The 23,571-nt window shown below is 70.4% G+C and carries 26 protein-coding genes; 17 read left to right on the top strand and 9 right to left on the bottom strand.

The features are described 5' to 3' along the window. Positions 1-298: 298 nt before the first annotated feature. Positions 299-1,735: an amidase gene (locus tag ABZ937_RS08310; protein ID WP_361687434.1), complete on the bottom strand. Its 1,437-nt coding sequence runs from the start codon at positions 1,733-1,735 to the stop codon at positions 299-301. A 96-nt stretch (positions 1,736-1,831) separates the two neighbouring features. On the opposite strand from ABZ937_RS08310, the gene ABZ937_RS08305 reads away from it, so the two are divergent. Both ABZ937_RS08305 and ABZ937_RS08300 read left to right on the top strand, forming a co-directional pair. Then, entirely contained in the window at positions 1,832-2,683 is an 852-nt protein-coding gene (locus ABZ937_RS08305) for a helix-turn-helix domain-containing protein (RefSeq protein WP_361687431.1), read from the top strand. Positions 2,684-2,793: 110 nt separating this feature from the next. Further along, positions 2,794-3,531: a class I SAM-dependent methyltransferase gene (locus ABZ937_RS08300; RefSeq protein ID WP_361687428.1), complete on the top strand. Its 738-nt coding sequence runs from the start codon at positions 2,794-2,796 to the stop codon at positions 3,529-3,531. Between the two features lie 7 nt (positions 3,532-3,538). Here the strand turns inward: ABZ937_RS08300 and ABZ937_RS08295 are convergent, their stop codons facing one another. Both ABZ937_RS08295 and ABZ937_RS08290 read right to left on the bottom strand, forming a co-directional pair. Beyond that, the gene (locus tag ABZ937_RS08295; RefSeq protein ID WP_361687425.1) at positions 3,539-3,898 is read right to left on the bottom strand and encodes a DUF1330 domain-containing protein; all 360 of its coding nucleotides are present in this window, start codon (positions 3,896-3,898) and stop codon (positions 3,539-3,541) included. Between the two features lie 131 nt (positions 3,899-4,029). Then, positions 4,030-4,650, bottom strand: a complete 621-nt coding sequence (locus ABZ937_RS08290) for a TetR/AcrR family transcriptional regulator (RefSeq protein ID WP_361687422.1) — start codon at positions 4,648-4,650, stop codon at positions 4,030-4,032. Positions 4,651-4,759: 109 nt separating this feature from the next. Here ABZ937_RS08290 and ABZ937_RS08285 point away from each other — a divergent pair, with 109 nt between their 5' ends. Further along, positions 4,760-5,710, top strand: coding sequence for an alpha/beta fold hydrolase (locus ABZ937_RS08285; protein ID WP_361687419.1), 951 nt, complete (start codon positions 4,760-4,762; stop codon positions 5,708-5,710). 24 nt (positions 5,711-5,734) lie between these two features. Here the strand turns inward: ABZ937_RS08285 and ABZ937_RS08280 are convergent, their stop codons facing one another. The 3 genes from ABZ937_RS08280 to ABZ937_RS08270 form a co-directional block, all read right to left on the bottom strand. After that, on the bottom strand, positions 5,735-6,220 hold the full coding sequence (locus tag ABZ937_RS08280) for a hypothetical protein (RefSeq protein WP_361687416.1): 486 nt from the start codon (positions 6,218-6,220) through the stop codon (positions 5,735-5,737). A 131-nt stretch (positions 6,221-6,351) separates the two neighbouring features. Next, positions 6,352-6,771 carry an SRPBCC family protein gene (locus tag ABZ937_RS08275; RefSeq protein WP_361687413.1) on the bottom strand — a complete coding sequence of 140 codons (420 nt, stop codon included), beginning with the start codon at positions 6,769-6,771 and terminating at the stop codon, positions 6,352-6,354. Between the two features lie 27 nt (positions 6,772-6,798). Then, positions 6,799-7,809: an aldo/keto reductase gene (locus tag ABZ937_RS08270; RefSeq protein ID WP_361687410.1), complete on the bottom strand. Its 1,011-nt coding sequence runs from the start codon at positions 7,807-7,809 to the stop codon at positions 6,799-6,801. A gap of 145 nt (positions 7,810-7,954) precedes the next feature. On the opposite strand from ABZ937_RS08270, the gene ABZ937_RS08265 reads away from it, so the two are divergent. After that, positions 7,955-8,860, top strand: coding sequence for a LysR substrate-binding domain-containing protein (locus tag ABZ937_RS08265; protein ID WP_361687407.1), 906 nt, complete (start codon positions 7,955-7,957; stop codon positions 8,858-8,860). 157 nt (positions 8,861-9,017) lie between these two features. Then, positions 9,018-9,761, top strand: coding sequence for a class I SAM-dependent methyltransferase (locus ABZ937_RS08260; protein WP_361687404.1), 744 nt, complete (start codon positions 9,018-9,020; stop codon positions 9,759-9,761). A gap of 134 nt (positions 9,762-9,895) precedes the next feature. Here ABZ937_RS08260 and ABZ937_RS08255 read toward each other — a convergent pair whose 3' ends face one another. Next, positions 9,896-10,177, bottom strand: a complete 282-nt coding sequence (locus tag ABZ937_RS08255; RefSeq protein WP_361687401.1) for a metal-sensitive transcriptional regulator — start codon at positions 10,175-10,177, stop codon at positions 9,896-9,898. Positions 10,178-10,416: 239 nt separating this feature from the next. Here ABZ937_RS08255 and ABZ937_RS08250 point away from each other — a divergent pair, with 239 nt between their 5' ends. From ABZ937_RS08250 to ABZ937_RS08210, 9 genes are all read left to right on the top strand, one after another. Then, entirely contained in the window at positions 10,417-11,778 is a 1,362-nt protein-coding gene (locus tag ABZ937_RS08250; RefSeq protein WP_361687398.1) for an MBL fold metallo-hydrolase, read from the top strand. Positions 11,779-11,877: 99 nt separating this feature from the next. Continuing rightward, positions 11,878-12,624, top strand: a complete 747-nt coding sequence (locus ABZ937_RS08245) for a sulfite exporter TauE/SafE family protein (protein WP_361687395.1) — start codon at positions 11,878-11,880, stop codon at positions 12,622-12,624. A 312-nt stretch (positions 12,625-12,936) separates the two neighbouring features. Then, positions 12,937-13,530 (top strand): rhodanese-like domain-containing protein, encoded by a 594-nt coding sequence (locus ABZ937_RS08240; protein WP_361687392.1) that lies wholly within the window; start codon positions 12,937-12,939, stop codon positions 13,528-13,530. A gap of 120 nt (positions 13,531-13,650) precedes the next feature. Next, entirely contained in the window at positions 13,651-14,982 is a 1,332-nt protein-coding gene (locus ABZ937_RS08235; protein WP_361687389.1) for a cytochrome P450, read from the top strand. 264 nt (positions 14,983-15,246) lie between these two features. Beyond that, positions 15,247-16,332 (top strand): PP2C family protein-serine/threonine phosphatase, encoded by a 1,086-nt coding sequence (locus tag ABZ937_RS08230; RefSeq protein WP_361687386.1) that lies wholly within the window; start codon positions 15,247-15,249, stop codon positions 16,330-16,332. Between the two features lie 67 nt (positions 16,333-16,399). After that, positions 16,400-16,651 (top strand): poly-gamma-glutamate hydrolase family protein, encoded by a 252-nt coding sequence (locus ABZ937_RS08225; RefSeq protein WP_361687760.1) that lies wholly within the window; start codon positions 16,400-16,402, stop codon positions 16,649-16,651. Positions 16,652-16,763: 112 nt separating this feature from the next. Beyond that, entirely contained in the window at positions 16,764-17,762 is a 999-nt protein-coding gene (gene denD, locus ABZ937_RS08220; protein WP_361687383.1) for a D-erythronate dehydrogenase, read from the top strand. A gap of 276 nt (positions 17,763-18,038) precedes the next feature. Continuing rightward, a complete protein-coding gene (locus tag ABZ937_RS08215; RefSeq protein ID WP_361687756.1) occupies positions 18,039-18,524 on the top strand; it encodes a hypothetical protein in 486 nt (161 codons plus the stop codon). Between the two features lie 17 nt (positions 18,525-18,541). Continuing rightward, positions 18,542-18,913 carry a peptidase inhibitor family I36 protein gene (locus tag ABZ937_RS08210; protein ID WP_361687380.1) on the top strand — a complete coding sequence of 124 codons (372 nt, stop codon included), beginning with the start codon at positions 18,542-18,544 and terminating at the stop codon, positions 18,911-18,913. A 19-nt stretch (positions 18,914-18,932) separates the two neighbouring features. Here ABZ937_RS08210 and ABZ937_RS08205 read toward each other — a convergent pair whose 3' ends face one another. After that, positions 18,933-19,559, bottom strand: a complete 627-nt coding sequence (locus ABZ937_RS08205; RefSeq protein WP_361687377.1) for a helix-turn-helix domain-containing protein — start codon at positions 19,557-19,559, stop codon at positions 18,933-18,935. A 167-nt stretch (positions 19,560-19,726) separates the two neighbouring features. Between ABZ937_RS08205 and ABZ937_RS08200 the strand changes: the two genes are divergently transcribed. From ABZ937_RS08200 to ABZ937_RS08190, 3 genes are all read left to right on the top strand, one after another. Beyond that, positions 19,727-20,374: a hypothetical protein gene (locus ABZ937_RS08200; RefSeq protein ID WP_361687374.1), complete on the top strand. Its 648-nt coding sequence runs from the start codon at positions 19,727-19,729 to the stop codon at positions 20,372-20,374. Between the two features lie 446 nt (positions 20,375-20,820). Beyond that, entirely contained in the window at positions 20,821-21,426 is a 606-nt protein-coding gene (locus tag ABZ937_RS08195) for a dihydrofolate reductase family protein (RefSeq protein ID WP_361687371.1), read from the top strand. A gap of 349 nt (positions 21,427-21,775) precedes the next feature. Continuing rightward, complete coding sequence (locus ABZ937_RS08190; RefSeq protein WP_361687368.1) at positions 21,776-22,492, top strand: DinB family protein; 717 nt, start codon at positions 21,776-21,778, stop codon at positions 22,490-22,492. 470 nt (positions 22,493-22,962) lie between these two features. Here ABZ937_RS08190 and ABZ937_RS08185 read toward each other — a convergent pair whose 3' ends face one another. Beyond that, entirely contained in the window at positions 22,963-23,496 is a 534-nt protein-coding gene (locus ABZ937_RS08185) for a helix-turn-helix domain-containing protein (RefSeq protein ID WP_361687365.1), read from the bottom strand. Between the last annotated feature and the right edge of the window lie 75 nt (positions 23,497-23,571).

Raw genomic sequence — 23,571 nt, 5'->3', positions numbered from 1 at the left:
CCCTCGAAGGCCAGGCATCCGCCCGCGAGCGCGGCCGACACGGCGGACGCCCCGAGGTCGTCGACGACGACATGGCCGACTACGCCCGAACCCTGCGGGCCAACGGCGTGCCGTACCGCAGATCGCCCAGAAGCCGGTCATCACCTCGGGCAAGAACAAGGGCCGGCGGCCCTCGGTCGCCACCGTCTACCGCATCCTCGCCGACACCGAAGAGGCCGAAGGCACCACCTGACAGGGCTTCAGGATCGTCTCATTGCCCCTTTGCCCCGTATCTCGGCGATACCCCTCGACAGGCCGTTCAGCTGACAGCCGGGCGGCGACCGGCCCAGGGGTGTGCGAGTTCGAGGGTGCGAGACACCTGGAGCAGCAGGTCTTCCCGCCAGGGTGCTGCCACGATCTGGACGCCGACGGGCAGGCCGGTCGCCTCGTCGTGGTGGACGGGGAGGGAGATCGCCGGCTGGCCCGTCACGTTGAACACCGACGTGAACACCCCCATCGGGTAACTGTTCCGCAGCGCCCTCAGGGGATCGTCCTCGATGCCTGCCCGCCAGGCACCGACGAGCGGCGGGAGGCAGGCCATCGTCGGCGTGACGAGGAGGTCGAAGCCGGCGAGGAAGCCTTCGACGATGCGCCGCGACAACTGCTGGGTCTTCCTCAGCCCTTCCGCGTACGCCCACGAGTCGATCGCTCGTGCCGCCTCACGCAGGGCGCGGTTGTGCGGCTCGACACGGTCCGGCTCCGCGAGCGCAATTCCGGCACCGCCGACGTTCCACAAGATCGTGAACGCCGCGACCAGCTCGTCGGTCGACGGCAGTGGAAGGGGGGTGTCGACAATGTGCTGACCGGCCGATTCGAGTGTGCGGAGAGTGACGTCGACGGCCGCGATACACGCCGGGTGCACGCGGATCCCATCGATCGGGGAGTCGGTGAGCGCACCGATCCGCAGCCCGGTCGGCATGTCCGTGTTCGCCGCTGCGGCGAAGGGGGTGCGCGGTGTCGGAGGCGACCACCACGCGGCCGGGTCGTGCCGCGCCAGCACATCGAGGGCCGCCGCGGTGTCCGCCACCGAGCGGGTGAGCACGCCGCTGGTGCCGAGCCCCTCCACCTCCACGACGGCGTTGGTGACCAGGCCGCGGGTGGGTTTGAGACCGACGAGGCCGTTGCACGACGCCGGGATCCGTATCGATCCGCCGCCGTCCTCGGCGTGGGCGATGGGTGCCATCCCGGCGGCGACGGCAGCGCCCGCTCCGCTCGACGACCCGCCGGGCGTACGGTCCGGGTTCCACGGGTTGCGCGAGACGCCCAGGGCCTCGCTCTCGGTGAAGGGCAGGCTGCCGAACTCGGAGGTGGTGGTCTTGCCGAGCAGGACGAAACCCGCGTCCACGAACCGTCGTACGACCGGGTCCGATGCCTCGGCCGGTGCCTGCCCGGCGCCGGCGGACCCATGGGTGGTGGGCCAACCAGCTACGTCGACAAGGTCCTTGACCGGCAGCGGGACGCCGTGGAACGGCGGAAGGTCCTCGGCCGACCCGGCCCGCGCCACAGCGTCGGCCGCGGCGGACGCGGCTTTGCGGACGTCGTCGTCGGCCCGGTGGCAGAAGGCGTTCAGCCGGGGGTCGAGCTCATCCATCCGCTCGAGAAAGCAGTCGGCCACCTCGACCGGACTCACCTCCTTCCGGCGAATGGCCGCGGCGAGTTCGACGGCCGGCGTGAACGGGTCGATCGGCGAGCGCATCACAGGCGGTCCTTCCGGTACGGGACGTGCGGGAGCCGTCAGTGTCGTCGCGCCTCCGACGTCGCGTCTTGTACGAATGTCGCGTAGCTTGGCGCCATGCGATCCGCCGAGCAGGCCCACGCCGCCGCGTCGGTGTGGGACATCGCGACTCCGTCACGGCCCGTCCGGCTGCCGGGAGTCAGCATGGCCGGATTCCGCGCCCGTACGACCGACCTCGTCGACCTGGGCGTCGTCCCGTACCCGGCCGTCACGGTGGCCGTCGACCTCGGCGACGGGCCGCTCGCCGTCGACGACGTCAGCGGCCGGCGGCAGAGCGGCAGCGTCGTCGTGGGCCTCGCGTCCGGCGGGGTGCGAGGGCGCGGCCGGGACATCGAGTGCCTCCAGGTGCGGTTGTCGCCGCCGGTCGCGCACGCGGTGCTGGGCACCTGTGCGGAGCCGGGCGCCACGGTGCTCTCCCTCGACGATCTCTGGGGCCGCGACGCCGCACGCACCCAGGAGCGACTGCGTGCCGCCGGCTCATGGGAGGACCGGTTCGCGATGGCGGAGGCCGCGCTCGTCCGACGGCACGAGGCGGGCCGAGCGGTCGAGCCTGAGGTCGCCTTCGTGTGGGGGCGGATCGTGACGAACCTGGGAGGGGTACGGGTCGAGCGGCTGGCAGCAGAGGTCGGCTGGAGCCGTAAGCGTCTGTGGTCCCGGTTCCGGGCCCAGATCGGCCTCACTCCCAAGCGCGCCGCTCAGCTCGTCCGTTTCGACCACGCGGCGCACCGTCTGGCCGCTGGTCACAGCGCCGCACGGGTGGCGGCGGAGATCGGCTACGCCGACCAGTCCCATCTCCATCGGGATGTCATGGCCTTTGCCGGTGTGACGCCCACGGCCGTCGCGGTGGCGCCGTGGCTCGCGGTCGACGACGTCGCGTGGGCCGCCCCCGAGTACCTGTCCGCGTCCTGACCATTGCCTGCTTGACCCATGGTCCGCGCCGGCAGACGCGGGACCGGTGACGGATCACGGGGGAACATTTCTACAAGCCGGCCGGCAATGGGTCTTGTGACACTGCGCATATGTCCAAGAACCGAGATGACTCCCCACTGCCGCGCCTTCAGTGGCCGCGGTACGGCATTGACGCTCCCGCGTTCCCGGCGGTACTCGGTGCCGTCGGCACGGCCTGCTGCCTGGCCGCCGGCCGCCGGCGGCGGCCGGGCCGGAACGCGATGGCGACCGCCGGGGCGGTAATGCTCGCCAACACCGGCGTCTACCTGCACACCACCCTGAGCGGCAAGCTGCGCATCTGGAGGCGGCAGCTCGACCAGGCCGGCCTGAAGGGCGACGAACAGTTGCTGGACCTGGGCTGCGGTCGCGGCGCGGTATTGATCGAGGCGGCCAAACGGCTGCCGACGGGGCGCGCCGTCGGCGTGGACCTGTGGTCCGCACAGGACCAGAACGGGAACCGGCCCGAGACCACGCTCGCCAACGCCGCCGCGGCCGGGGTCGCCGACCGCGTGGACGTCCATACGGCCGACATGACCGCGTTGCCGTTTGCGGACGGCTCCTTCGACGTCGTGACGAGCGCGCTGGCCATCCACAACATCCCGTCGTTCGAGGGGCGATACCGCGCGGTGGACGAGGCCATGCGGGTGCTGCGCCCGGGCGGGCAGTTGCTCGTCGCCGACTTCTGGCCCATGGCAAGGAAGTACGCCGCGCACCTCGGCCAGGGCACGCTGCGCGGACTCGGCCCCGGGTACTGGTACGGCGGCCCGTGGCTCGGCGTCACACTGCTGCGTGCCGTCAAGGAGCGCTGATACCTCTTCAGGTCAGGTCCGCTCCCCCGGTCGTCTCCGCCCGCAGTTTCACCGCGCGTTCTCGGGGGTCGTAGCCGGGGCCGACGCCCTCGGCCAGGACGACGTCCCCCTCGATGTGGTCGGTCCGCAGCCGCAGGATCTCCTGGTACGCCGGGGACGCGTACCAGGCGCGGGCCCGGGTCAGGTCGGGGAACTCGATCAGCACCATGCTGCCCGGCCAGTTCCCCTCCACCACCTCGTCGGGTGGTCCGTGGACAAGGAAGCGACCGTGGAACGGGTCGAGGGTGGACTGGATGCGTTCCAAGTACTCGAAGATGTCGGGGTGTTCTCGGCGGTCGCGTAGGTGCGCGAATCCGTATGCGGGCATGTCCGGATTCCTTCGGTCGGTTCCGGTACGACACCTCGAACGTAACCGGGCATGCCGCATGCCGCGATGACCTCCGGGGTAAGCGCCGCGCGGACTGCTCCGGTCCGCGCGACGGGGGCGCGGCCGGGGGCTCAGGCCGCGTCGGCGGGTGCGGGCAGGAAGATCTGGTCCAGGTGGTGGGCGAGGATCTCGGCGGCCGACTGTGCGCTGCGCTGGCCGACGAGGACACTGGTGCCCAGGCCCGCGGACATGGCCAGCAGGCCGGCCGCCGCCGCGCGGGGGTCCACGCCGGGCCGCAACTGCCCTTGCTCCGCCGCCTGCTGGAGGAGTCCGGCGACGGTGTCCTCGGCGCTGTCGGGGTCCTTGATGAACGGCTGGGCGGCCAGTGCGTCGTCGGTCACGGCCAGGACCGCGTAGGAGGTGTAGAGGTGGTGGAAGGTGCGGCTCTCCTCGTCGACGGGCAGGGCCGCCCCGAGCAGCGCCTCGATCACCGCGCGTGCTCCCGGATGTGCCCCGGCGGCCCGTACCCGGGCGGTGACCCGCTGCCCGAACCGCTCGGCCAGATGCCGGAGTCCGAACAGGAGCAGTTTCTCCTTGGACTCGAAGTAGTACTGCACCAGCCGGAGTGACACGCCCGCCTCCGCCGCCACGTCGCGCATGCCCACCGCGTGCAGCCCGAGTCGTCCGGCGGCCCGGACGAGCGCCTCCGCGATCTCGGTCCGCCGCTCTGCATGATCCACACGCTTGGGCATCGTCCGGCTCTCCGCTCCTCGCTGGCACTGCTCGACCCCGGCCATTTTGATGATACATCCGTATCATCATCGTGGTACGGTCGTATCACAAAGATCGACTACCCGGGAGGTGGCCGTGTCTCCGTCCGCAACAGCCCGTCCTCAGGCCGACGTCGGCCGCTACGTCAGCGACGCCCTGCGCGAGCGCTACTTCGCCGCCTGCGACGCGCTCTACGCGCTGGGCGCGCCCGCGTCCTGGGAGCAGGACGTGGAGACGTCCTTCGCGACCACGCACGTCTACCGCTACGACCCCGACGACCCGGCCGCGCGCGACCGCACGCCCGTCGTCCTCGTGCACGGCGCGGGCAGCTGCTCCGCCATGTGGTACCCGAACACCCCCGACCTGAGCGGCGAGCGGACCGTCTACGCGCTCGACACCCCGGGCGATCCCGGCCGCAGCGTGCAGCGCGCCCCGATCCACCAGCCCGAACGGGCCGCGCAGTGGCTCGACGAGGCCCTCGCCGGGCTCGGGCTCGACCGGGTCCACCTCGTCGGCAGCTCCTACGGCGGCTGGCTCGCCCTGAACCAGGCGCACCTGCGGCCGGAGCGCCTCGCCTCGGTCACGCTGCTCGACCCGGGCGGCCTGGAGAAGGTGGGGCTGCGCTTCTTCGTCTGGATCTTCACGAGTCTGTTCGCCACCTTCGCCCCCAAGGCGCTGCGGCCCCGGCTCGCCGCCTGGCTGGAGCAGCCGGTGCTCGTCGTACCGGAGCTGCGCACCATGATCAGGGCCGGGGTCCGTGCCTACCGCATACGCCGCCCCGCTCCCCTGCCCCTGTCCGAGGCCGAACTGGCGGGCATCCGCACGCCGTTGTACCTGCTGATGGGCAAGCGCAGCCTGCTGGTGCACCCGCAGCGGCAGCTGGAGCGCATCCCGCGGCTGATCCCGGGCGCCCGGGCCGAGATCCTCGCCAACACCGGCCACGGCCCCCAGATCGACCACGCCGAGCGGTCCAACCGCCTGATGCTGGACTTCATGGACGCGGTGGAGGCCCGGCGTGGTGTGCCCCGACGGGCGGGGTGAGGCCGTGTCCCGGGGATCAGGTCATCAGTCCTCCTCCGCGACACGCCCCTCGCCCACCATGAATCGCCAGACGAGGGCGTGGCCCAGGACGATCAGGGCAATCAGCATGAGTGCCTCGGCCTGGATGGGGCGCAGCCCGACGTGGCCTGCGAGGTCGGGGGACACGCCGACGACCGCGATCAGGCTGTAGAGCATGGTGGCGCCGGCCTGCTGCCAGGCGACGTAATTGTCGCCGCGGGTGCGGGCCAGCAGCCGCAGGGTGCACACGCAGCCGACCACCGCGAGGGCGGTGAAGGCCGCCCGCCAGATCTGTGGCTGCTCGGTGCCGCCGACCTGGGCGAACAGGCCCATCAGGGCGGGCAGCAGGAAGGACACGTAGACCCCGCCGACGACGCGGCGCTGGGCGGGGTTGCACGTCCAGTCGGCATGACTCTGAACGACGTTCCACCACAGGCCGACCAAGGTGAAGCAGGTCGCGGAGAAGAGGGCGTAGAAGGTGGTGATCTCCATGGGCGACGAGGGTCGCAGCGTTCACGGCCCTCACACGCGCCCCACGCCCTGCGCCCGCCCAGCCCCGCCGATACGGACTAGCGGCGCGGGGTGACCGGCCGTGCCGGCGCCCCGCGCCCGGGCCGCTCGGTTCACCCCTGCAGGGTGCGTGCCAGTGCGGCGAGCCCGTCGGTGTAGATGCCGTGGAAGAGGTCCTCGGCGTCGCGGTCGCTGATGCCGGCCGGGGTGAACGTTCCTGACCATTCCACCCGGCAGGTACCGGGGGCTGCGGGCACGTCGTGCACGGTGAGGGTGGAGCGGTAGCCGGTGACCGGGAACGGGGCCTGCTCTATGGCGTAGGAGTAGCTGCGGGCGGCGTGGTCGAAGGACTGCAGGCGTTCGACCACGGTGCCGCCGTCCTCGGTGGTCAGCCGGCGTACGCGGCCGCCCTCGGACAGTTCGCTGCCGGGGATGTAGGGGAGCCAGTCGGGCAGTGAGCCGAAGCCGCCGATCAGCTCCCAGACCGCGTCGGCGGAGCGGGGCAGGTCGATGGTGGCGGTGGTGGTTGCCATAGTGCTGTTCCTCGGATCGGGGCGGGGTCAGACGGTCGGGGTGGGGGCGTCGGAGGCGATGAGGTTCTCCTGGCGCAGGGCCGCCCAGAACGCGGCGGGCACGCGCTCGGCGAGCGCGGCGACGTCCTCGGCGATGCGGCTGGGCCGGGTGGCGCCGGGCACGACGGCCGCCGTGGCGGGATGGGCCAGGGCGAACTGGAGGGCGGCGGCCTTGATGCTCACCTGGTGCGCGGCGGCCAGGGCCTTGATCCGCTCGACCTTGGCGACGACGTGGTCCGGTGCCTTCTGGTACTCGAAGTGCTGCCCGCCGGCGAGGATGCCCGAGCTGTAGGGGCCGCCGACGACCATGTCGACGCCGCGCGCGGCGGCGGCCGGGAGCAGGCGCTGCAGCGACCGGTCGTGATCGAGGAGCGTGTAGCGGCCGGCGAGGAGGAACGCGTCGGGGCGGGGCTCGTCCAGGTCGAGGGTCAGCTCGATGGGCTCCACCCGGTTCACGCCGAGCCCCCAGGCCTTGATCACTCCTTCGTCGCGCAGCCGCTGCAGGACGCGGAAGGCACCGGTGCGGGCGCTTTCGTAGACGGCGAGCCAGTTGTCGCCGTGGAAGTCCTGGGCGACATCGTGCACCCACACGATGTCGAGGCGGTCGGTCTTCAGCCGCCGCAGGCTGTCCTCGATGGAGCGCAGTGTCGCGTCAGCGGTGTAGGCGTCGATCATCTTGTTCGGGCGGCCGTGCTCGAACAGTCCGCCCTTCTCGCCCAGGTCGCGGGCGGCGGGGTCCTCCGTCTCGTCGAGGATGACGCGGCCGACCTTGGTGCTGAGCACGTAGGCGTCGCGCGGCCGGCCGGCCAGGACCTCGCCGAGGCGGATCTCGGACAGGCCCGCGCCGTAGAAGGGAGCGGTGTCGAAGTAGCGGATGCCCGCGTCCCAGGCGGCCTCGACGGTGGCGGCGGCCTCCTCGTCGGGGATCGCGCGGAACATGTTGCCCAGCGGTGCGGTGCCGAAGCCCAGGCGGCCCGGCAGCAGGGACGTGATGCCCATGGGAAGAAGATCCTTCTGTGATACGTGATGCGGAGTTCGAGCGAGTTCGTCCGGCTCCGCGGCTCTTGCTCCACCGAGGCTAGGATCGACGTATCAGACTGTCCAAGACTTACTTGGACATAGTTGAGTCCCGGAGCGTCTTACCATGCTTGACCTGCGACAACTGCGCTATTTCGTGGCTGTGGCCGAGGAGGAGCACGTCGGCCGGGCCGCCGAGCGCCTGCACATCTCCCAGTCGCCATTGAGCCGGCAGATCGCCCAACTGGAGAAGAACCTCGGCCTGACCCTGTTCGAGCGCACCCAGCAGCGCATCCGTCTCACCTCCGACGGCCGGATCTTCCTGACCGAGGCCCAGGCCCTGCTGCGCCACGCCGGCCGGCTGGAGAACCTCGGCCGGCGCCTGGGCCGCGGCGAGGAAGGCGGCCTGTGCGTGGGCTACGTCGGCGACGCCATGCACACCGGTGTACTGCCCCGCGCGCTGCGTGCCCTGCACGACGAACGGCCCGGGATCCACGTCGCCCTGTACGACCTGCCCGCGGCGCAGCAGTTCGAGGGCCTGCGCCAGCGCAGCCTGGACATCGCGCTCGTCCCGCAGGCGCCCCCGGAAGACGATGCGGACCTGCTCGGGGCCTTGCTGCTTCAGGATCCGCTGCTGCTGGCCCTGCCGTCCGGGCACCCCTTGGCCGGGCGGGAGCGGATCCGGCCGGGCGATCTGGACGGGCAGGCGTGGATCGCCGTGGAGGACAGCCGGGTCCCGGACTGGCGTGACGCCTTCGTCGCCGCTTGCGCGGCGGCCGGTTTCACCCCCGACATCCGCCTCGAAGCACCCGGGCCGCTCACCGCGCTCGGCCTGGTCGCCTCCGGTCTGGGCTGTGCGCTGGTGCAGGAGAGCATGACCCGAGCGACCGTGCCCGGTGCCACCGTCCACGAACTGCCCTGGCTCGACGCCTCGGTACGACTGTGGGCCGCCTGGCACCGCACCGACCTGCGCCCGATCGTCGCGTCCTTCCGCACACTCGTGCTGTCCTCGTCGCGAGGCGGTGTTGGGTGATACGAGGGCCACCGGGCCGACTTCTTGTGCCATCTGCCAGTACGGCGGCCGGACAGGGCGAGAGGAGACTCTCTGCCACGGCCGCGGCCCGGAGAACCCCTGCGCCAGGAGGGCCGGCGTGGCCATGTACAGGACCACATGCAGAAGGGGGCGGCACATGAGCGTGCAGCAGTACGACGAGATCGGCGAGGCCTTCGAGGGATTCAAGTCCCTGCCGCTGATACGTTACGGGGAGGTGCCGAGCTTCCTGGGAATGGTCGGGGACGTCAGCGGTAAGTCGGTACTCGACGTGGCATGCGGCACCGGCTTCTACAGCAGGGAGTTCAAGCGGCGCGGCGCCACGGACGTCTTCGGTGTCGACATCTCCGTCGAGATGATCGCCGCCGCGCAGGAGATGGAACTGCGCGAGCCGCTGGGCGCGCGCTACGCGGTCGGTGACGTGGCCGAACTGCAGCCTCTCGACCCGCGCTTCGACATCGCGGTGGCGGTGCAGTGCCTCAACTACGCCGAGGACTTGGCGGGGATGGAGCGGATGTGCCGCAACATCCACCGGAACCTGGTGCCGGGTGGAGAGTTCTTCGTGTTCTGCCAGAAGCCCGACTACCGGTTCGACTGTGCGTCTCTGGACAAGTACGGGTTCCTCTGCGAACCGACCGGTGAGGAAGCCGAGACGGGTCCGCGGGTGCGGGTCACCGCTCTCCTCGAACCGCAGCCGATCAGCATCGTCTCCACGGTCCCGCGCCGCGAGGTGTACGAGGAGTGTCTGCGGGCGGCCGGGTTCAGTGACGTGAAGTGGGTTCCGCTGCAGGTGTCCGAAGCGGGCATCCGCGAGTTCGGCGAGGACTTCTGGGCGGACCTGCTCGCACACCCGCCGCTGGAGATGCTCCGCTGCCGTGCCTGACCGGCCGGCGGACTGAAGGCGATCACGTGACGTGAACACCCTCGCCACCAGCTGGATCCCGCACTGGTGGCGAGGGTGTTGACGGTGATCGGGTAGATGGCGGGGTACGGTCGCGGCGACAGCCCCTCCCCCGCTCAGGCAAGCGACAGGAAGAGCTTCTCCAGTCGGGCGCGCATCTGGTCCCGGTCTTCGTCGGAGGCCATCTCGGGGTCGGTGAGGCAGCGCTGCAGGCCGGTGGCGATGACCGCGAAGCCTGCCTTGTCCAGGGCACGAGAAGCGGCGGCGAGCTGAGTGACCACTTCCTCGCAGTCCCGGCCCTCCTCGATCATCTTGATCACGCCGGCGATCTGGCCCTGTGCCCGGCGCAGCCGGTTCACCACCGCCTTCAGCTCCTCCGCAGCCATACCCAGTTCCACGACCCACTCCTCCCGTATACCCCTCTGGGTATCTTAACCGGGGCTTGCACGTCGCAGGCCGCATGGACGCGGCGCCAGGCGACCGCCGTCGCCCCCTCTCATATCAGCCACGACAAGCGCTGATCCAGTCGACATCGACACCCTTTCCCTCCCTTCCACACCACCCCGAATACCCCCCGGGGTACCCGTGCTACGGTTGCCATATACCCCCGGGGGTAATTTCAGGAAGGGAGTGCACGATGTTCTTCATCGACACCATCGCGCTGGAGGGGCTGGGAAACCGCAGCTACCTGGCCGGTGGCAGGCGTACGGCCGTGGCGGTGGACCCGCCCCGGGACATCGACCGGGTTCTGCTGGCTGCCGCCCGGCGCGGGGTGCGGATCTCGCACGTGGTGGAGACGCACCTGCACAACGACTACGTCACCGGCGGCCTGGAGCTGGCCCGGATCACGGGCGCCGCCTATCTGGTGCCGGCCGGGGCGCGGGTGGCGTTCAGCCGTGTGCCGGTGGCCGACGGCGATGTCACGGAGATCGACGCAGGACTCGCACTGCGGGCGCTCGGCACCCCTGGGCACACGCCGCATCACACTTCGTACGTGCTGGAGGAGAGCGGCCTGCCGGTGGCCGCGTTCACCGGCGGTTCCCTGCTGATCGGTACCGTAGGCCGACCGGATCTGGTGGAGCCCAGGCTGACCGAGCAGCTGGCGCGTGCCCAGCACGCGTCGGCGCACCGCCTGGCGCGGGAGCTGCCGGACAACACGTCCGTGCTGCCCACGCACGGCTTCGGCAGTTTCTGCTCCTCGGCGCAGGCCGAGGGCGACGCCACCACGATCGGCACGGAGAAAGCCGTGAACGCGGCGCTCACCACCACGGACGTGGACTCCTTCGTCGCCCGTCTGCTGGCCGGGCTCGACGACGTTCCCGCCTACTACGCGCACATGGGACCGGCCAATGCCGCCGGGCCCGCCCCGGTGGACCTGACCCCGCCGGCCGTCGCGGACGCCGAGGAGATCGCCGCCCGGCTGGCGGCCGGTGAGTGGGTGGTCGATCTGCGCGGCCGTGTCGCGTTCGCCGAGGGTCATGTCGCCGGCTCGTTCAACTTCGAGGCGGACGGCAAGCTCGCCACCTACCTGGCCTGGATGCTCCCGTGGGGCAAGCCGGTCACGCTGCTGGCCGAGTCCCCGGAGCAACTTGCCGCCGCCCAGCGTGAGTTGGTCCGGGTCGGTATCGACCGTCCCGCGGCCTCCGCCACCGGCACTCCGGACCAGTGGGTGCCGGACGGAGGCAGGCCGGTCTCGTTCCCGCGCTCGACGTTCGCCGGGCTGGCCATGCGCGGCACGGACGGCATCGTCGTCCTCGACGTGCGGCGGGACTCGGAGCGGGCCACCGGACACATCGATGGTTCCGTTCACGTCCCGATCCACGAACTGCACAGGCGGCTGGCGGAAGTGCCCGCGGGCACGGTGTGGGTGCACTGCGCCGGCGGCATGCGCGCCGGCATCGCCGCTTCCCTGCTCCATGCGGCCGGCCGGAACGTCGTGGCCGTGGACGACGCGTTCGACTCCGCCGCCGCGGCCGGGCTGCGTGTCATCACCCGCTGAGCCGGACGTCCCCCGATTCTTCGAGTTCTTGAGAGGTTGTTCGATGTCCCTCTTCCGGCACCCGGTGGTCGACGAACGCGGGAACAGCGGCTCTATAGCATGACCGGTCTGCTTCTCGCGCTGGTCGCCGGCGCCGTCGTCGGTCTGGCCCTGGGCGGTCTCGGCGGTGGTGGCAGTGTCCTGGCGGTACCTGCCCTGATCTACCTGCTCGGCTTCACCCCGGCGGAGGCGACCACGGCGAGCCTGGTCATCGTCGCGCTCACCTCGGTCACCGCCCTGACCGGGCACGCCCGGGACGGCAACGTGGCCTGGCGTACCGGCCTGTTGTTCGCCGCCGCGGGCATCGTGCCCGCGATGCTCGCAGGGGCAGCCGCCGACCACCTGCCGCAGCCCGTACTCACCGCGGCCTTCGCCGTCATCGCCGGGCTGGCGGCCCTGCGCATGCTGCGCCCCGCGCCCACGGAACCGTCCGGCCCCCTTGTCCGCCCAGGGAAGGCCGGAGCCGCCGGAGCCGGACTGGGCGCGGTGACCGGGTTCCTCGGTGTGGGCGGCGGCTTTCTCGCCGTACCCGCCCTGGTGGGTGTCCTCGGCCTGGCCATGCGTACCGCCATGGGCACCAGCCTGCTGGTCATCTCGCTCAACTCACTGGCCGCGCTCATCGCACGCGCCGGCACCGGGACGCACCTGGACTGGTCGGTGATCTCGCCCTTCACCGGGGCGGCGATCCTGGGAGCCTGGGACGGCAGGCGGCTGGCGAAGAAGACCGAAGGCGAAACGCTCCAGCGGGTCTTCGCCTGCGTCCTGCTCGCCGTGGCCGCCTGCATGCTCGTGGACGCACTCGTATGAGCGTGTCGAGCCGACAGGGCCAGAGCACACCCACAGTCAGGCCGAAGAGCCAGGGAACACCCACGGTCAGACCGACGGGAGATCAGCCCCCGCGGCCCGGCCGCACGGCCGCTGCCTGCCCTCGCCCGACACGACCACCCGTTCCGGCGGTCCACAGCCGCCGGAGATCCGCCCCTCCGTCCGGCGCGGTCGTTCAGAACGCGCCGGTTCGCGGCATCCATCAGATGAGTTCACGACCACTCGCGGCCCTACCGTGGGGACGCACAGCCTTCACGCCCCGGGCGCCGCCGACACACAAGGAAGACATCCGTCATGACCACACCCACCGCTCTCGACCCCGGCCAGGCCCGCTCCCGTCTGCACGAGCTGACCGTCATCGACGTGCGCACCCCTGGCGAGTACGCCGGCGGCCACGTGCCCGGCGCCCTCAACATCCCGCTCGACCAGCTCGACCGGGCCCTGCCGGACATCCGCACCGCCGCCGAGCACGGCGACATCCTCGTCGTCTGCGCCTCCGGCGCCCGCTCGGAGAACGCCTGCCGCATCCTCGCCGAGAACGGCATCACCGCCGCCACCCTCGCCGGAGGCACCGGCGCCTGGACGACCCAGGGCCATGACCTGCGCCGGCCCGAGGGAGCCGGGAGGACCACCTGGAGCATGGAACGCCAGGTCCGGCTCACCGCCGGTGCGATCGTCCTGCTGGGTCTCCTGCTCGGGCTGGTCGTCCACCCGGCCTTCCAACTGCTGTCCGCCGGTATCGCCGGCGGCCTGGTCTTCTCCGCCCTGACCAACACCTGCGGAATGGCGACCCTGCTCGCCAAACTGCCCCACAACCGGCCCCGCCAGGCCGACCTGGACACCACCCTCGCCCGGCTGCGCGGCAGCCGGCACGGGGAACGCCGGTAACGCGGCCTACCTGACAGCTTCCCCAGAGACGACCTGTCACGGGATGCGCTCGGTCCCGTACAGTCCGTGGTGCCCGCACTCCGTGACGATCCGACGCGCCGGCCGACCAGGAGAAGAAGCATGGACAGCGAATCCCGTCCCGGCTCCCTTACGCACGTTCCCGGGACGGGGCGGCCGATTCCCGAAGCCGGACCAGAGCTCGTGGAACGCTGGCGTTCGCAGGGCGGCGAACTGGTCGACCTGCTGTCCCAGGTTCGGGAGCTCTTCGGTGGGGTCGCCGCGTTCCGCCTCGGGCCGGCGCCCACCGTTCTCGTCACCGATCCGCAGGCGGTCCAACACGTACTCGCCAGGCATCCGCAGCGGTACGTCAAGCGCTCCCACCGCGCCCGCCTCCTGGTCGGGGACGGCGTCCTCGCCGCCACGGGAGAGGCGTGGAAGCGACAACGCCGCTTGCTCCAGTCCCAGTTCACCGGAACCGGGATGCGTCGCTACGAGCAGCGGATCACCGCGGCTGCCCGGACCACCGCGAAGCAGTGGCACGAGTACGCCCGGACCGGGCAGACCCTCGATGTCGGTGGCGAGATGCGCCGCTTCGCCCTGGACGCCATCTGGCGGTCTCTCACCGGGCACGCCCTCGACGACGGCACCGAGCGCGAACTGGCCGCCGTGGCAGCCGTGGCCGCCGCACTGCCGACTCTGCCCGCGGATGTCACCGACGCTCCGGACGCCGTCGCCGCCGATCTCGCCCGGATCGACGCGGTCGCCCGGCACGCCATCGAGGCCGCCCGCTGCGGGACGGCCGGGCCCGACGGCCCGGGCCTGCTGCACGTCCTCGTCGATGCCGCCACCGAGCGTCCCGAGTACACCGACCGGCTGATCCGCGATGAGCTGGTCACGCTGCTCGTGGCCGGGCACGAGACCACCGCCACCACCCTGACCTGGCTCTACCTGCTGCTCGACCAGTACCCCACCGCCCGCGAACAAGCACTCGCCGCCGGCGCCGAAGGCTCGGCGCAACGCCGCCAGGCCATCCAGGCCCTGGTCCACGAGACGCTCCGGCTCTATCCGTCCGCCTGGATCCTGCCCCGCCACGCCACCGAGGACGACACCATCGCCGGCTACCGAGTCGAGGCGGGCACCGACATCCTGGTCTGCCCCTACCTCACCCATCGCGAACCCGAACTGTGGCCGGACCCGGACCACTTCGACCCCCGGCGCTTCCTCACCCCGGACGGCCGGCCCACCCACCCCGGCGCGTACTTCCCCTTCGGCATCGGTCCCCGCGCCTGCCTCGGTCTGCAGTTCGCGCTCCGCGAGTCGACCACCCTGCTCGAACACCTGCTGCCGGCCCACACCGTGTCCTTCGACTCCACCCCCACGAAGGCGGCGTACGGCATCACCGTCCGCCCCGACGGCCCCACCCCCGCGACCCTGGACCGACCGCGTACCTGAAGTGGCTCAGCGTTTGCCGATCGGTTGGATCAGGATCAGATCAGCCTGCATTCGGTCCCGTCAGCGCGCACCTGAGAGCGTCACGACACCGTCGCGCACTCCAACGCAATCGAGAGTCTCCCTCACCTGTCCGTCCGCAGGCTGGACAGAGTGGAGCCGTGAGCTGCGGCGAGGCAGGCTTGGTGTATGCAGTCGCTCTTGGGCTCACCCCCTCGGCCAGGAGCAGGCGGCCGTAGCCGGGCCCTCTTCACCCTGGTGCACGGTGTGCCCTTCCTGCTGGCGCTGGCCGTGCTGGTCATCGAGCTCACTCCTGCGCACTTCATCTACACCGGCCCCCTTCTGACAGCGGTCCCGGCGCTGGCAGCGGTGACGATGGGACCCAAGGGCACCACTGCGGCGGCGGCCCTCGCCCTTGCCATCAGCGTGACCACCGCGACCTACAACCAGGCGTGGGGCACCTTGCAGGTCTACACCAATTTTCTGGCTCTGTCTCTCGTCTCCGTGGCCGGCCTCATCACAAGCCGTGCCGTGCAGGCGCGTCGACAGAGAGAGCTCGACCAGGTCCGCCGGATCGCCGTGGCGGCTCAGGAGGTCGTGCTCCGATCCATACCCGCGCGCCTGGGCCCCGTGTCGGCGGGCAGCCTGTGCCTGGCGGCTGAGGAGGGGACACGGGTGGGCGGTGATCTGTACGAAGCGGTGCAGACGCGGTACGGCGTCCGGCTGATCGTGGGGGACGTCCGGGGCAAGGGACTGTCCGCGATCCGAGCCGTCGCGGTGACGTTGGGTGCGTTCCGGGAAGCCGTGCACTACGAGGACGAGCTCGTCGAGGTCATGAATCGCTGCGCCGCCGCTCTGCAACGGGAAGTCGCCGTGCCGGGTGCCTACGAGCCGGAAGTTCTCCTGGAAGGATTCACCACGGCGCTCATCGCCCAGGTGTCGGACGAACACGTGGTGCAGTTGATCAACCGTGGCCATCCGCCGCCGCTGCTGCTCCACCAGGGCAGAGCCAAGCCACTGATGCCCTCCTCGCCCTTGCCGCCGCTCGGCCTCGAAGACCTCACTTCCGACCTCCAGGACAAACCCGAGAGCTATCCGTACACCACCGGGGACCGTTTGTTGATGTACACGGACGGAGTGATCGAGGCCCGCAATCGCGACGGTGACTTCTTCGCTCTACCGGAAGCCATGGAAGAAATACGCGCCGACACCACCCCGTCACAATTCCTGGAGCAGCTGCACCAGGCGTTGGTCCGCCACACCGAGGGCGACTTGACGGACGATGTGGCGATGATCGTCGCTGACCGGCACGCCGAACAAGAACCACCGTTCCGACGGTCGGACACGGAGTAGCCGAGGACTGACTCTCAGGCCCGGAAAGCAGCACCACCATGTCTTCTTCTGACCGCCCACCGATCCCATCAACGGCGACGACCCGGCCAACATCGTCAACCGCACCCGCACCCGCACCGGCGCGGGTGCCCAGCTGGAGGGGTCCACGGCGCTGCGCGAGGCGATGTTCGGTGACTTCTCCGGCGCGGCCAAACGCAGGACGACGGCCGGTGTGCCGAGTACCGGCAGCCCCTACGCCGACCGCTTCTGGAACGGATTCGTGAGCGCTGTCCGCGAGGCGATCATGAACCACGAACTCGGCCTCGGCTCCCTCCAGTAAAGGTCTCTCCCTCGGCCTTCTGCACCGGCGCTCTCGCGCAGGGGAAGACTTGGCCCGTCGGCACCACACGACACGACGCCCACTTCCCGGGCACGCGGGTGAGGAGAAGATCGTGAGGATCGTCATTACGGGCGCGTCCGGCTTCCTGGGACACCGGCTGACCGACGCACTGCTGCGGACCCGGACGTTCGCCAGGGCACCGATCGACCACCTGGTGCTCGCCGACCGCGTCATGCCGAGCGGCTCGCCGGCGGTGGCCGATCCGCTGGTGTCCGTCGTTCACGGTGACCTGCTCGACCGTCTCGACGAGGTGTTCGCGCGGCCGGTCGATGTGGTGTTCCATCTCGCCGCTGCGGTGTCGGCCGCATGCGAAGCCGACCTGGACCTGGGCATGCGCGCCAACGTGGACACCACCCGCGCCCTGCTCGACGCGGCCCGGGCCCAGTCGGCCGACGGCGGGCCGACCGCGCGGGTGGTGTTCTCCAGCAGCCTCGCCGTCTACGGCCATGAGCCCGGCGTGACCCCGGTGCCGGTGGTCAGCGAGTCGACGCTGCCCACGCCACGGTCGAGTTACGGAACGCAGAAGCTGATCTGCGAGCACCTGCTCACGGACTACACCCGCCGCGGCTTCCTCGACGGACGCGTCGCCCGGCTGATGACCGTCGCGGTGCGCCCGGGCCGGCCGAACGCCGCCGCATCCGGCTTCCTGTCCGGCATCATCCGCGAACCGCTCGCAGGGCTCCCGGCGACCTGCCCGGTCCACCCCGACCTGCACGTGGCCCTGGCCTCACCACGCCGCACCGTCCAGGGACTTCTCCGCCTCGCGCAGGCCGAGCGCGGCACCGGACCCGAACGCCTGGCAGACCTGCTGCCGGTCAATCTTCCCGCGCTGACAGTCTCGGTCGCCGACATGCTCGCGACTTTGCGGGAGGTGGCCGGCGACGCCGCAGCGGATCTGGTGACCATTTCACCCGACCCCGCCATCGAGGCCATCGTGGCCTCATGGCCCGCCGCGTTCGACAACGCACGCGCCACCGCACTCGGCCTGGAGCCCGATCCCGACTTCCTGTCGATCGTGCAGGAGTACCTCGCCGAGACCCTTCGGTGCTGAACCGAGCAGGACCTCCCTGGTCCGCGGCGATCCCGGGGGACCGTTCGCTCTGGATCCTGCCCCTACCAACCGCCGGGCGCCTTGCCCGGTCACGCGCGAGCGTCAGGCCTGGACGCGACACGCGGTGATCACTCGGATGGCGGATACAGCGGACGGGTGCCAAGTGATGGGGTTAGCAGGCAAGTTGATGACCTACTCGCAAGGGCTGCCTCGTACATGTGTCATGCCGGCACCGGGTCGCTGAACCGCCCTCGGCTCCTCGTCAGTAGCGTGCTTCTGGCTCTCTGCCTCGCCCTGTCGGGCTGTACGGCCCCCACTCCCCCGCGCCGCCTCGCCCCGGACGACGTCATCAAGGCCGCCACCCAGCGTCTGACCGACACCTGCCTGATCCGCCAGGGCCTCACACCACCTCGTCCCGGGCAGAAGCCGTCGGACACCGAGCAACAGCGGGTCGCCGCCGCGCTCTTCGGAGCGGGACAGGCCGAGCTGTCCCTGGCCCTACCCACGGGGTACGTCGTACGGGCGCACACCGACGGCTGTCTGGCCGCGGCTCAGCAGCGCCTCTACGGGGACCAACGCCGCTGGTTCCGCGTATCCGTGACCGTCGACAACCTCCGGCCCGAGGCCACCCGCACCCACCGGAGCCTGGCTGAAGTCCGCGCCCGGCATCGCGCCGACATCACCGACTGGCAGCGACTACGCGCGCACGCGCTCACCCAAGCCACAACCGTCCTCGATCAACACCCTTCTCAAGACAAGTGATGGGAGACCCACCAACCATGAAGCGACTCACCACGCTCCTCACCGCGGCCCTGATGTCGGCCGGCGCCATCTTCGCCACTTCGGGCGCGGCACAGGCAGCGCCCTGTCGTACCGGATACTTCTGCGTCTGGACGGAGGCGAACTTCGACGGTCTGAAGATCGAGCACAGCGGTGACGACCACTGGTGGGAGGGCGACATGTCCAACCTGGACTCCTCGTGGGCGAATCACGGCGTCTCCGGCCCCGGAGTCCCCGATCACGTCAAGGTGTACGACGGCCGTGAGCTGACGGGCAGTGTCACCCTCTGTCTGGCACCCGGCCAGGAAGTCGCCTACAACGCCGCCGCGAACGACCGGGGCAGCTCCCACACCTGGAGCACGGGCTGCTGAGCCGCGATACGGGGCCTGCTCACCGCTCCGGATGCGAGACGGCGTCGGGCCGGAGAAAGCGTTCGATGATCAGGCGCAGGGTGGGGAGCTGACCAGCCGGGTCGAACGACGGGTCGGTGGCGGCGCTGGTGTAGAGCGCGGCGATGAGAGCCATGATCCATGCCGCGGTGCTGTCCAGGTCCAGAGCGGCGTCGACGTGGCCTGCCGCGGCGGAGTTCCGCAACAGGGTGGTGACCGTGGACCGCTCCTCTTCGTTGTCACGGCTCAGCAGCGCGTCCAGCTCGGGATCGCGGTAGGCCTGGATCATCGCTTCCATGACGAGGGCGGGGACCAACGGCTCCACGGCAGGAGAGGCGAGGAGGTCCACGGTGTCGAGGAGGGCGGTCCACGGGTCGTCCGCGGCGCGGGCGGCGGCGAGACGCTCGGCCTTGGTGGCGCGTTCGTGCTCGTCCCCCTCGAAGACGGCGTGGAAGATCGCGCGCTTGTTGGGGAAGTAGTGGAACAGGTTGCCCGCGCTCACGCCGGCGGCCTTGCAGATCTCCGCCGTGGTGGTGCGTTCGAAGCCTTTGGCGGCGAAGAGTCCGGCTGCGGCGTTGACGATGTGCCGACGCCGCGCCCGGTGCCTCGCCGGATCAACTGTCCTCACGGAACCTCCTTCTGACCGACCTTCGGATTCTCGTGCAAATAATAGATCGAGCGCTCGGTCTATTATTGCGGGACAGGGGGAAGTATGGGCATGGACATGACAAGAGGGCCGAGGCGGAGTCGCGGGGCAGTCGACTCACGGTGCTCGGTACGCCGGCCTGGAGCACCGTGCGCGTCTACGTCGTTTTCGTGCTGGCAGGGGCGGGCGTCGGCTGGGTGGTGACGCTCCTGGCCGACTGGCTGGTGTCGCTGCCTTCAGCGCCGTTGAAGGGACCGATCGAGTTCGTCGCGTCCCTCCCCGCGTCGGCGCCGGTCGCCGCGGGTGCGGTGGCCGGACTGCTCCTCGGCCTCGTCGCCCAGCACGAGCAGTTGACGATTCGCCTGGCGGACGATCGCGTGGTGCTGGTCCGCAAGGGGCGCGAGCAGGAATTCTCGTACGACGCCATCGCCGCGGTGTTCCTCGACGGCAAGCAGCTCGTCCTGCTCGGCCACGAGGGGGGCGAGCTCGCCCGACAGGCGTGCGATCTGGACGTACGGCGCGTGGCCGCCGCCTTCGCCGAGCACGGCTGTGCCTGGCTGGACGCCGATCCGCACAAGAACGAGTTCCGCCGCTGGGTCCCTGACACTCCCGGACTCCCGGAGGGGGCGAACGCCATCCTCAAGGCCCGACAGGAGTCATTGGACGCGAAGGGCCCCGACAACGACGATGTCCAGGAACTCCGTGAGGAACTGGCCCGTCTCGGCGTCGTGGTGAGGGACGAGCAGCGGCGTCAGTACTGGAGGACGTTCGGGGAGGCGGGCACGGCCGTGGAATGAAACCGGGGCATCGAGGTCGGCTCGGCTTGTGGGCGACGGTGCGCGATGCGGAGGGCCCACTGACACCGTCGGCCCCTCAGCATCGTCGGCAGCCGAGGCGCCGTAGGCGTGGCAGGCAGGCGCGCATGTGCTGCGGAGTCGTGCGCGCCACGACCAGCAGCACGCCCCACGCCTCCCACCTGCAACAGCCCGGGAGGCCCCACCGCACGGTCCGCGGGAACGGCGTTGGCGGGGCCTCCCATGCGGTGCAGGGCCGTTTGGATCATCCGGGCGGCACGGGGTCTGGTGCGCACATCTGCGGACCAGACCCCCTCGGGTCGGCCAAGAGGGAGCCACACTTCACAGCCGGGCTGATCCAGACGACGGCCCCGGTGCTGCGCCGCGGAAGTTCCGCCGATGAGTTTCCGGCTGTTGTGCGGTCTACCCGTCGACGAAGGGAGCGCACCATGCGCAAGATCATCGTTTGCACGTTCCTGACGCTGGACGGCGTCATGCAGGCGCCGGGCGGTCCGGACGAGGACACTCAGAGCGGCTTCGAGCACGGCGGCTGGCAGAAGCCGGTGGCCGACGACGAGGTCGGCACGGCCATCGCCGGTTGGTACGAGTTCGCCGACGCGATGCTGCTCGGCCGCAAGACGTATGAGATCTTCGCGTCGTACTGGCCGACCGCCGATCCCGGCAACCCGTTCACCAGTCGGATGAACAGCATGCACAAGTACGTGGCGTCTCGGACCCTGACATCCGTCGAGTGGCAGAACTCCACGCTGCTGGAGGGCGACATCGTCGATGCCGTACGCAGGCTGAAAGCGTCCGACGGCGGCAACATCAACGTCGTGGGCAGTGGCGACCTCGCCCAGACCCTCATGCGGCACGGCCTCGTCGACGAGTACCGGCTGACCATCCATCCGGTGATCATCGGCACCGGCAAGCGGCTGTTCGCCGACGGAGCGGTCCCCACTGCGCTGGAGCCGGTCAGCGTCTCGACGACGAAGGGCGGCACCGTCGTCGGCGTTTACCGGCCGAACGGGAAGCCCAGCTATGACAGCTATTAGGCGGCTTCGTTTGGATCAGCGGGCAGACCACAGGAAGATGCCCGCCACGTGGAGTCCGGCCAGGTAGATGGTCGCGGTCTTCTCGTAGCGGGCGGCGAGGTCGCGCCACCGCTTGAAGCGGCTGATGCATCGCTCGACGGTGTTGCGCTGCTTGTACGTCTCGTGGTCAAAACCATCGCGAGGTGATCGACGCGATCGCCTTCAGCGGCACACTCCGACGGGTGTGGCGATGCGGGGGGTTGCTGCACTGCCGCGTGGGTGAGGAATTCGGTCGCGCTCGCGTGGGGCGAGCCGCTAGTTTCCGCCTGAGGCTGTGAGGTACGACACGCGACCGCGAGGGGAGCCGGGCATGGAGACCGAGGGCGCGCGGACCGACCGTCTGGGCTTGCTGCTCGACCAGTTCGACCACGCCAGAGAGACGGCACAGGCGCGTCTCGCGGGGCTCAGCGACGAGGAGTACCTGTGGGAGCCGGTGCCCGGTTGCTGGTCGATCCGGCGCCGAGGCGAGGCGACGACGCCCAGGGCTTTCGGCCCGGGCGAGTGGGTGCTCGACCTGGGCGCCCCGGACATCCCCGCCAGCGAGTACGCCGAGGTTGCCCGGCAGGCCGCCGATGGCATGACCGTCACCAAGATCGCTGAGGACTGGAGTGTGAGCGTCGAGAGGGTCGAGCAGATCCTCGCTCACACCGGTGAGCCGGAGCCCGACGAGTCGCCGGTCACGACCATCGCGTGGCGGCTCGGGCATCTGCACTTCCACTTCGCGGGCGGATGGGAGTGGACCTTCGGTGAACGGCGGCAGGAGCCGAAGCTGCTGGTCGACTTCACACCCTCCGCCGCCTTGGCAGTTGAGCGGTTCTGGTCGCTCATCGACCGCTGGCGCGACAGTCTCGCCGCCCTCACCGAGGAGCAGCTCGACACGGTCGGCTTCTCCCAGTACCCGTACAGCAACGACGCCGAGTACCCCTTCGTCTCCGTGCTGGCCGGGGCCAACCTCGAATTCATCCACCACATGGCCGAGATCGCGCTGCTCCGCGACCTGTGGCGGACGCGGTTCACCGCTCCCTGAACTTGCCGGTTGCGGTGACATGGGGTGCCCCGGCTGAAGCGGAGAGGCTGGATCGATGACGCGCACCCGGTCACTGCGCTGACGTGGTCGGGATGCCGCAGGTGTGTCTCGTCCCTCGGCGTGAGCGGCTGACTCTCGGCGAGCGCAGATGAGCGCGTGCGAGGAACACGTCGTCGAGGTCCGGGTTGTGCACGGAGAAGTCGGCGGCTCGGACCGGCGGTGTCGAGCCGGTCGATCAGGCCGTGCAGCGCGTCCAAGCCGCCGTCGCCCGCCACCCGCAGGGCGCGGTCTTCGTCGTCGCGGGCCGCGCCGGAGAAGGTAGAGGTCCGCACACCGCCCGGCTGCGCGCGTTCCTGGACCTACGGCCGGCCCTCGTCGCCGCGATGCCGTCGACACATTTCGCCCGCCGGCCGGCAGCACCGATCGCTACGAGCGGGACCGTTTCCTGGGATGGAGGAAGGACGCTCTCCTCAAGCGGTCTCGGTCGGCGTCTGCTCCCCCGGTGCGTCGAGCTTGAACCTGCGGCGGACGTCCGGGCGGTCGAGCAGTTTGGGCGGGTATCCCGGGCCTGGCCGAGGGGTGACATCCTCCCAGGAGAGCGGCTCCTTGCAGTGCGAGCAGACGACCTCGGCGCGGGTGTCGTGACCGCACGGCTCATGGCGGGCGGTGACCGGCGCACCCGCCTCCTCGGCGAGCCAGCGGTCACCCCAGGCAGTGATGGCCAGGATGACGGGGAAGAAGTCGCGGCCCGATTCCGTGAGCAGGTACTCGTGCCTCACCGGCTGGGTCTCGTAGACGCGCTTCTCCAGCAGACCCGCGTCGACCAGGCGGCGCAGACGGTCGGCCAGGGTGTTGCGGGCGATGCCGAGTTCCTGCTGGAAGTCGTCGAACCTGCGGATGCCGTAGAACGCCTCCCGCAGCACCAGGGGGGTCCACCGGTCTCCGAGCAGTTCCATGCTCCTGGCGACCGAGCAGGGCCAGTTCGCGAACGTCGTGCGCCTCATGACCCGATGATACGGGTCTCTTCTTGAAACTCAGCAGGAAAATGCCCTTCCGGAATCTTGCGGAGTCAGTCCTGA

The organism is Streptomyces sp. NPDC046727 (assembly GCF_040645635.1).
GTDB lineage: Bacteria > Actinomycetota > Actinomycetes > Streptomycetales > Streptomycetaceae > Streptomyces.
Note: the sequence above shows the minus strand (reverse complement) of the source record. Positions and strands in the feature narration are given on the sequence as shown.

Excerpts from the sequence above, each read along its gene's own strand:
- ABZ937_RS08310 (WP_361687434.1), bottom strand. The coding sequence starts at position 1,735 with ATGCGCTCGCCGATCGACCCGTTCACGCCGGCCGTCGAACTCGCCGCG.
- ABZ937_RS08305 (WP_361687431.1), top strand. The coding sequence starts at position 1,832 with ATGCGATCCGCCGAGCAGGCCCACGCCGCCGCGTCGGTGTGGGACATC.
- ABZ937_RS08300 (WP_361687428.1), top strand. The coding sequence starts at position 2,794 with ATGTCCAAGAACCGAGATGACTCCCCACTGCCGCGCCTTCAGTGGCCG.
- ABZ937_RS08295 (WP_361687425.1), bottom strand. The coding sequence starts at position 3,898 with ATGCCCGCATACGGATTCGCGCACCTACGCGACCGCCGAGAACACCCC.
- ABZ937_RS08290 (WP_361687422.1), bottom strand. The coding sequence starts at position 4,650 with ATGCCCAAGCGTGTGGATCATGCAGAGCGGCGGACCGAGATCGCGGAG.
- ABZ937_RS08280 (WP_361687416.1), bottom strand. The coding sequence starts at position 6,220 with ATGGAGATCACCACCTTCTACGCCCTCTTCTCCGCGACCTGCTTCACC.
- ABZ937_RS08275 (WP_361687413.1), bottom strand. The coding sequence starts at position 6,771 with ATGGCAACCACCACCGCCACCATCGACCTGCCCCGCTCCGCCGACGCG.
- ABZ937_RS08270 (WP_361687410.1), bottom strand. The coding sequence starts at position 7,809 with ATGGGCATCACGTCCCTGCTGCCGGGCCGCCTGGGCTTCGGCACCGCA.
- ABZ937_RS08265 (WP_361687407.1), top strand. The coding sequence starts at position 7,955 with ATGCTTGACCTGCGACAACTGCGCTATTTCGTGGCTGTGGCCGAGGAG.
- ABZ937_RS08260 (WP_361687404.1), top strand. The coding sequence starts at position 9,018 with ATGAGCGTGCAGCAGTACGACGAGATCGGCGAGGCCTTCGAGGGATTC.
- ABZ937_RS08250 (WP_361687398.1), top strand. The coding sequence starts at position 10,417 with ATGTTCTTCATCGACACCATCGCGCTGGAGGGGCTGGGAAACCGCAGC.
- ABZ937_RS08245 (WP_361687395.1), top strand. The coding sequence starts at position 11,878 with ATGACCGGTCTGCTTCTCGCGCTGGTCGCCGGCGCCGTCGTCGGTCTG.
- ABZ937_RS08240 (WP_361687392.1), top strand. The coding sequence starts at position 12,937 with ATGACCACACCCACCGCTCTCGACCCCGGCCAGGCCCGCTCCCGTCTG.
- ABZ937_RS08235 (WP_361687389.1), top strand. The coding sequence starts at position 13,651 with ATGGACAGCGAATCCCGTCCCGGCTCCCTTACGCACGTTCCCGGGACG.
- ABZ937_RS08210 (WP_361687380.1), top strand. The coding sequence starts at position 18,542 with ATGAAGCGACTCACCACGCTCCTCACCGCGGCCCTGATGTCGGCCGGC.
- ABZ937_RS08195 (WP_361687371.1), top strand. The coding sequence starts at position 20,821 with ATGCGCAAGATCATCGTTTGCACGTTCCTGACGCTGGACGGCGTCATG.
- ABZ937_RS08190 (WP_361687368.1), top strand. The coding sequence starts at position 21,776 with ATGGAGACCGAGGGCGCGCGGACCGACCGTCTGGGCTTGCTGCTCGAC.
- ABZ937_RS08185 (WP_361687365.1), bottom strand. The coding sequence starts at position 23,496 with ATGAGGCGCACGACGTTCGCGAACTGGCCCTGCTCGGTCGCCAGGAGC.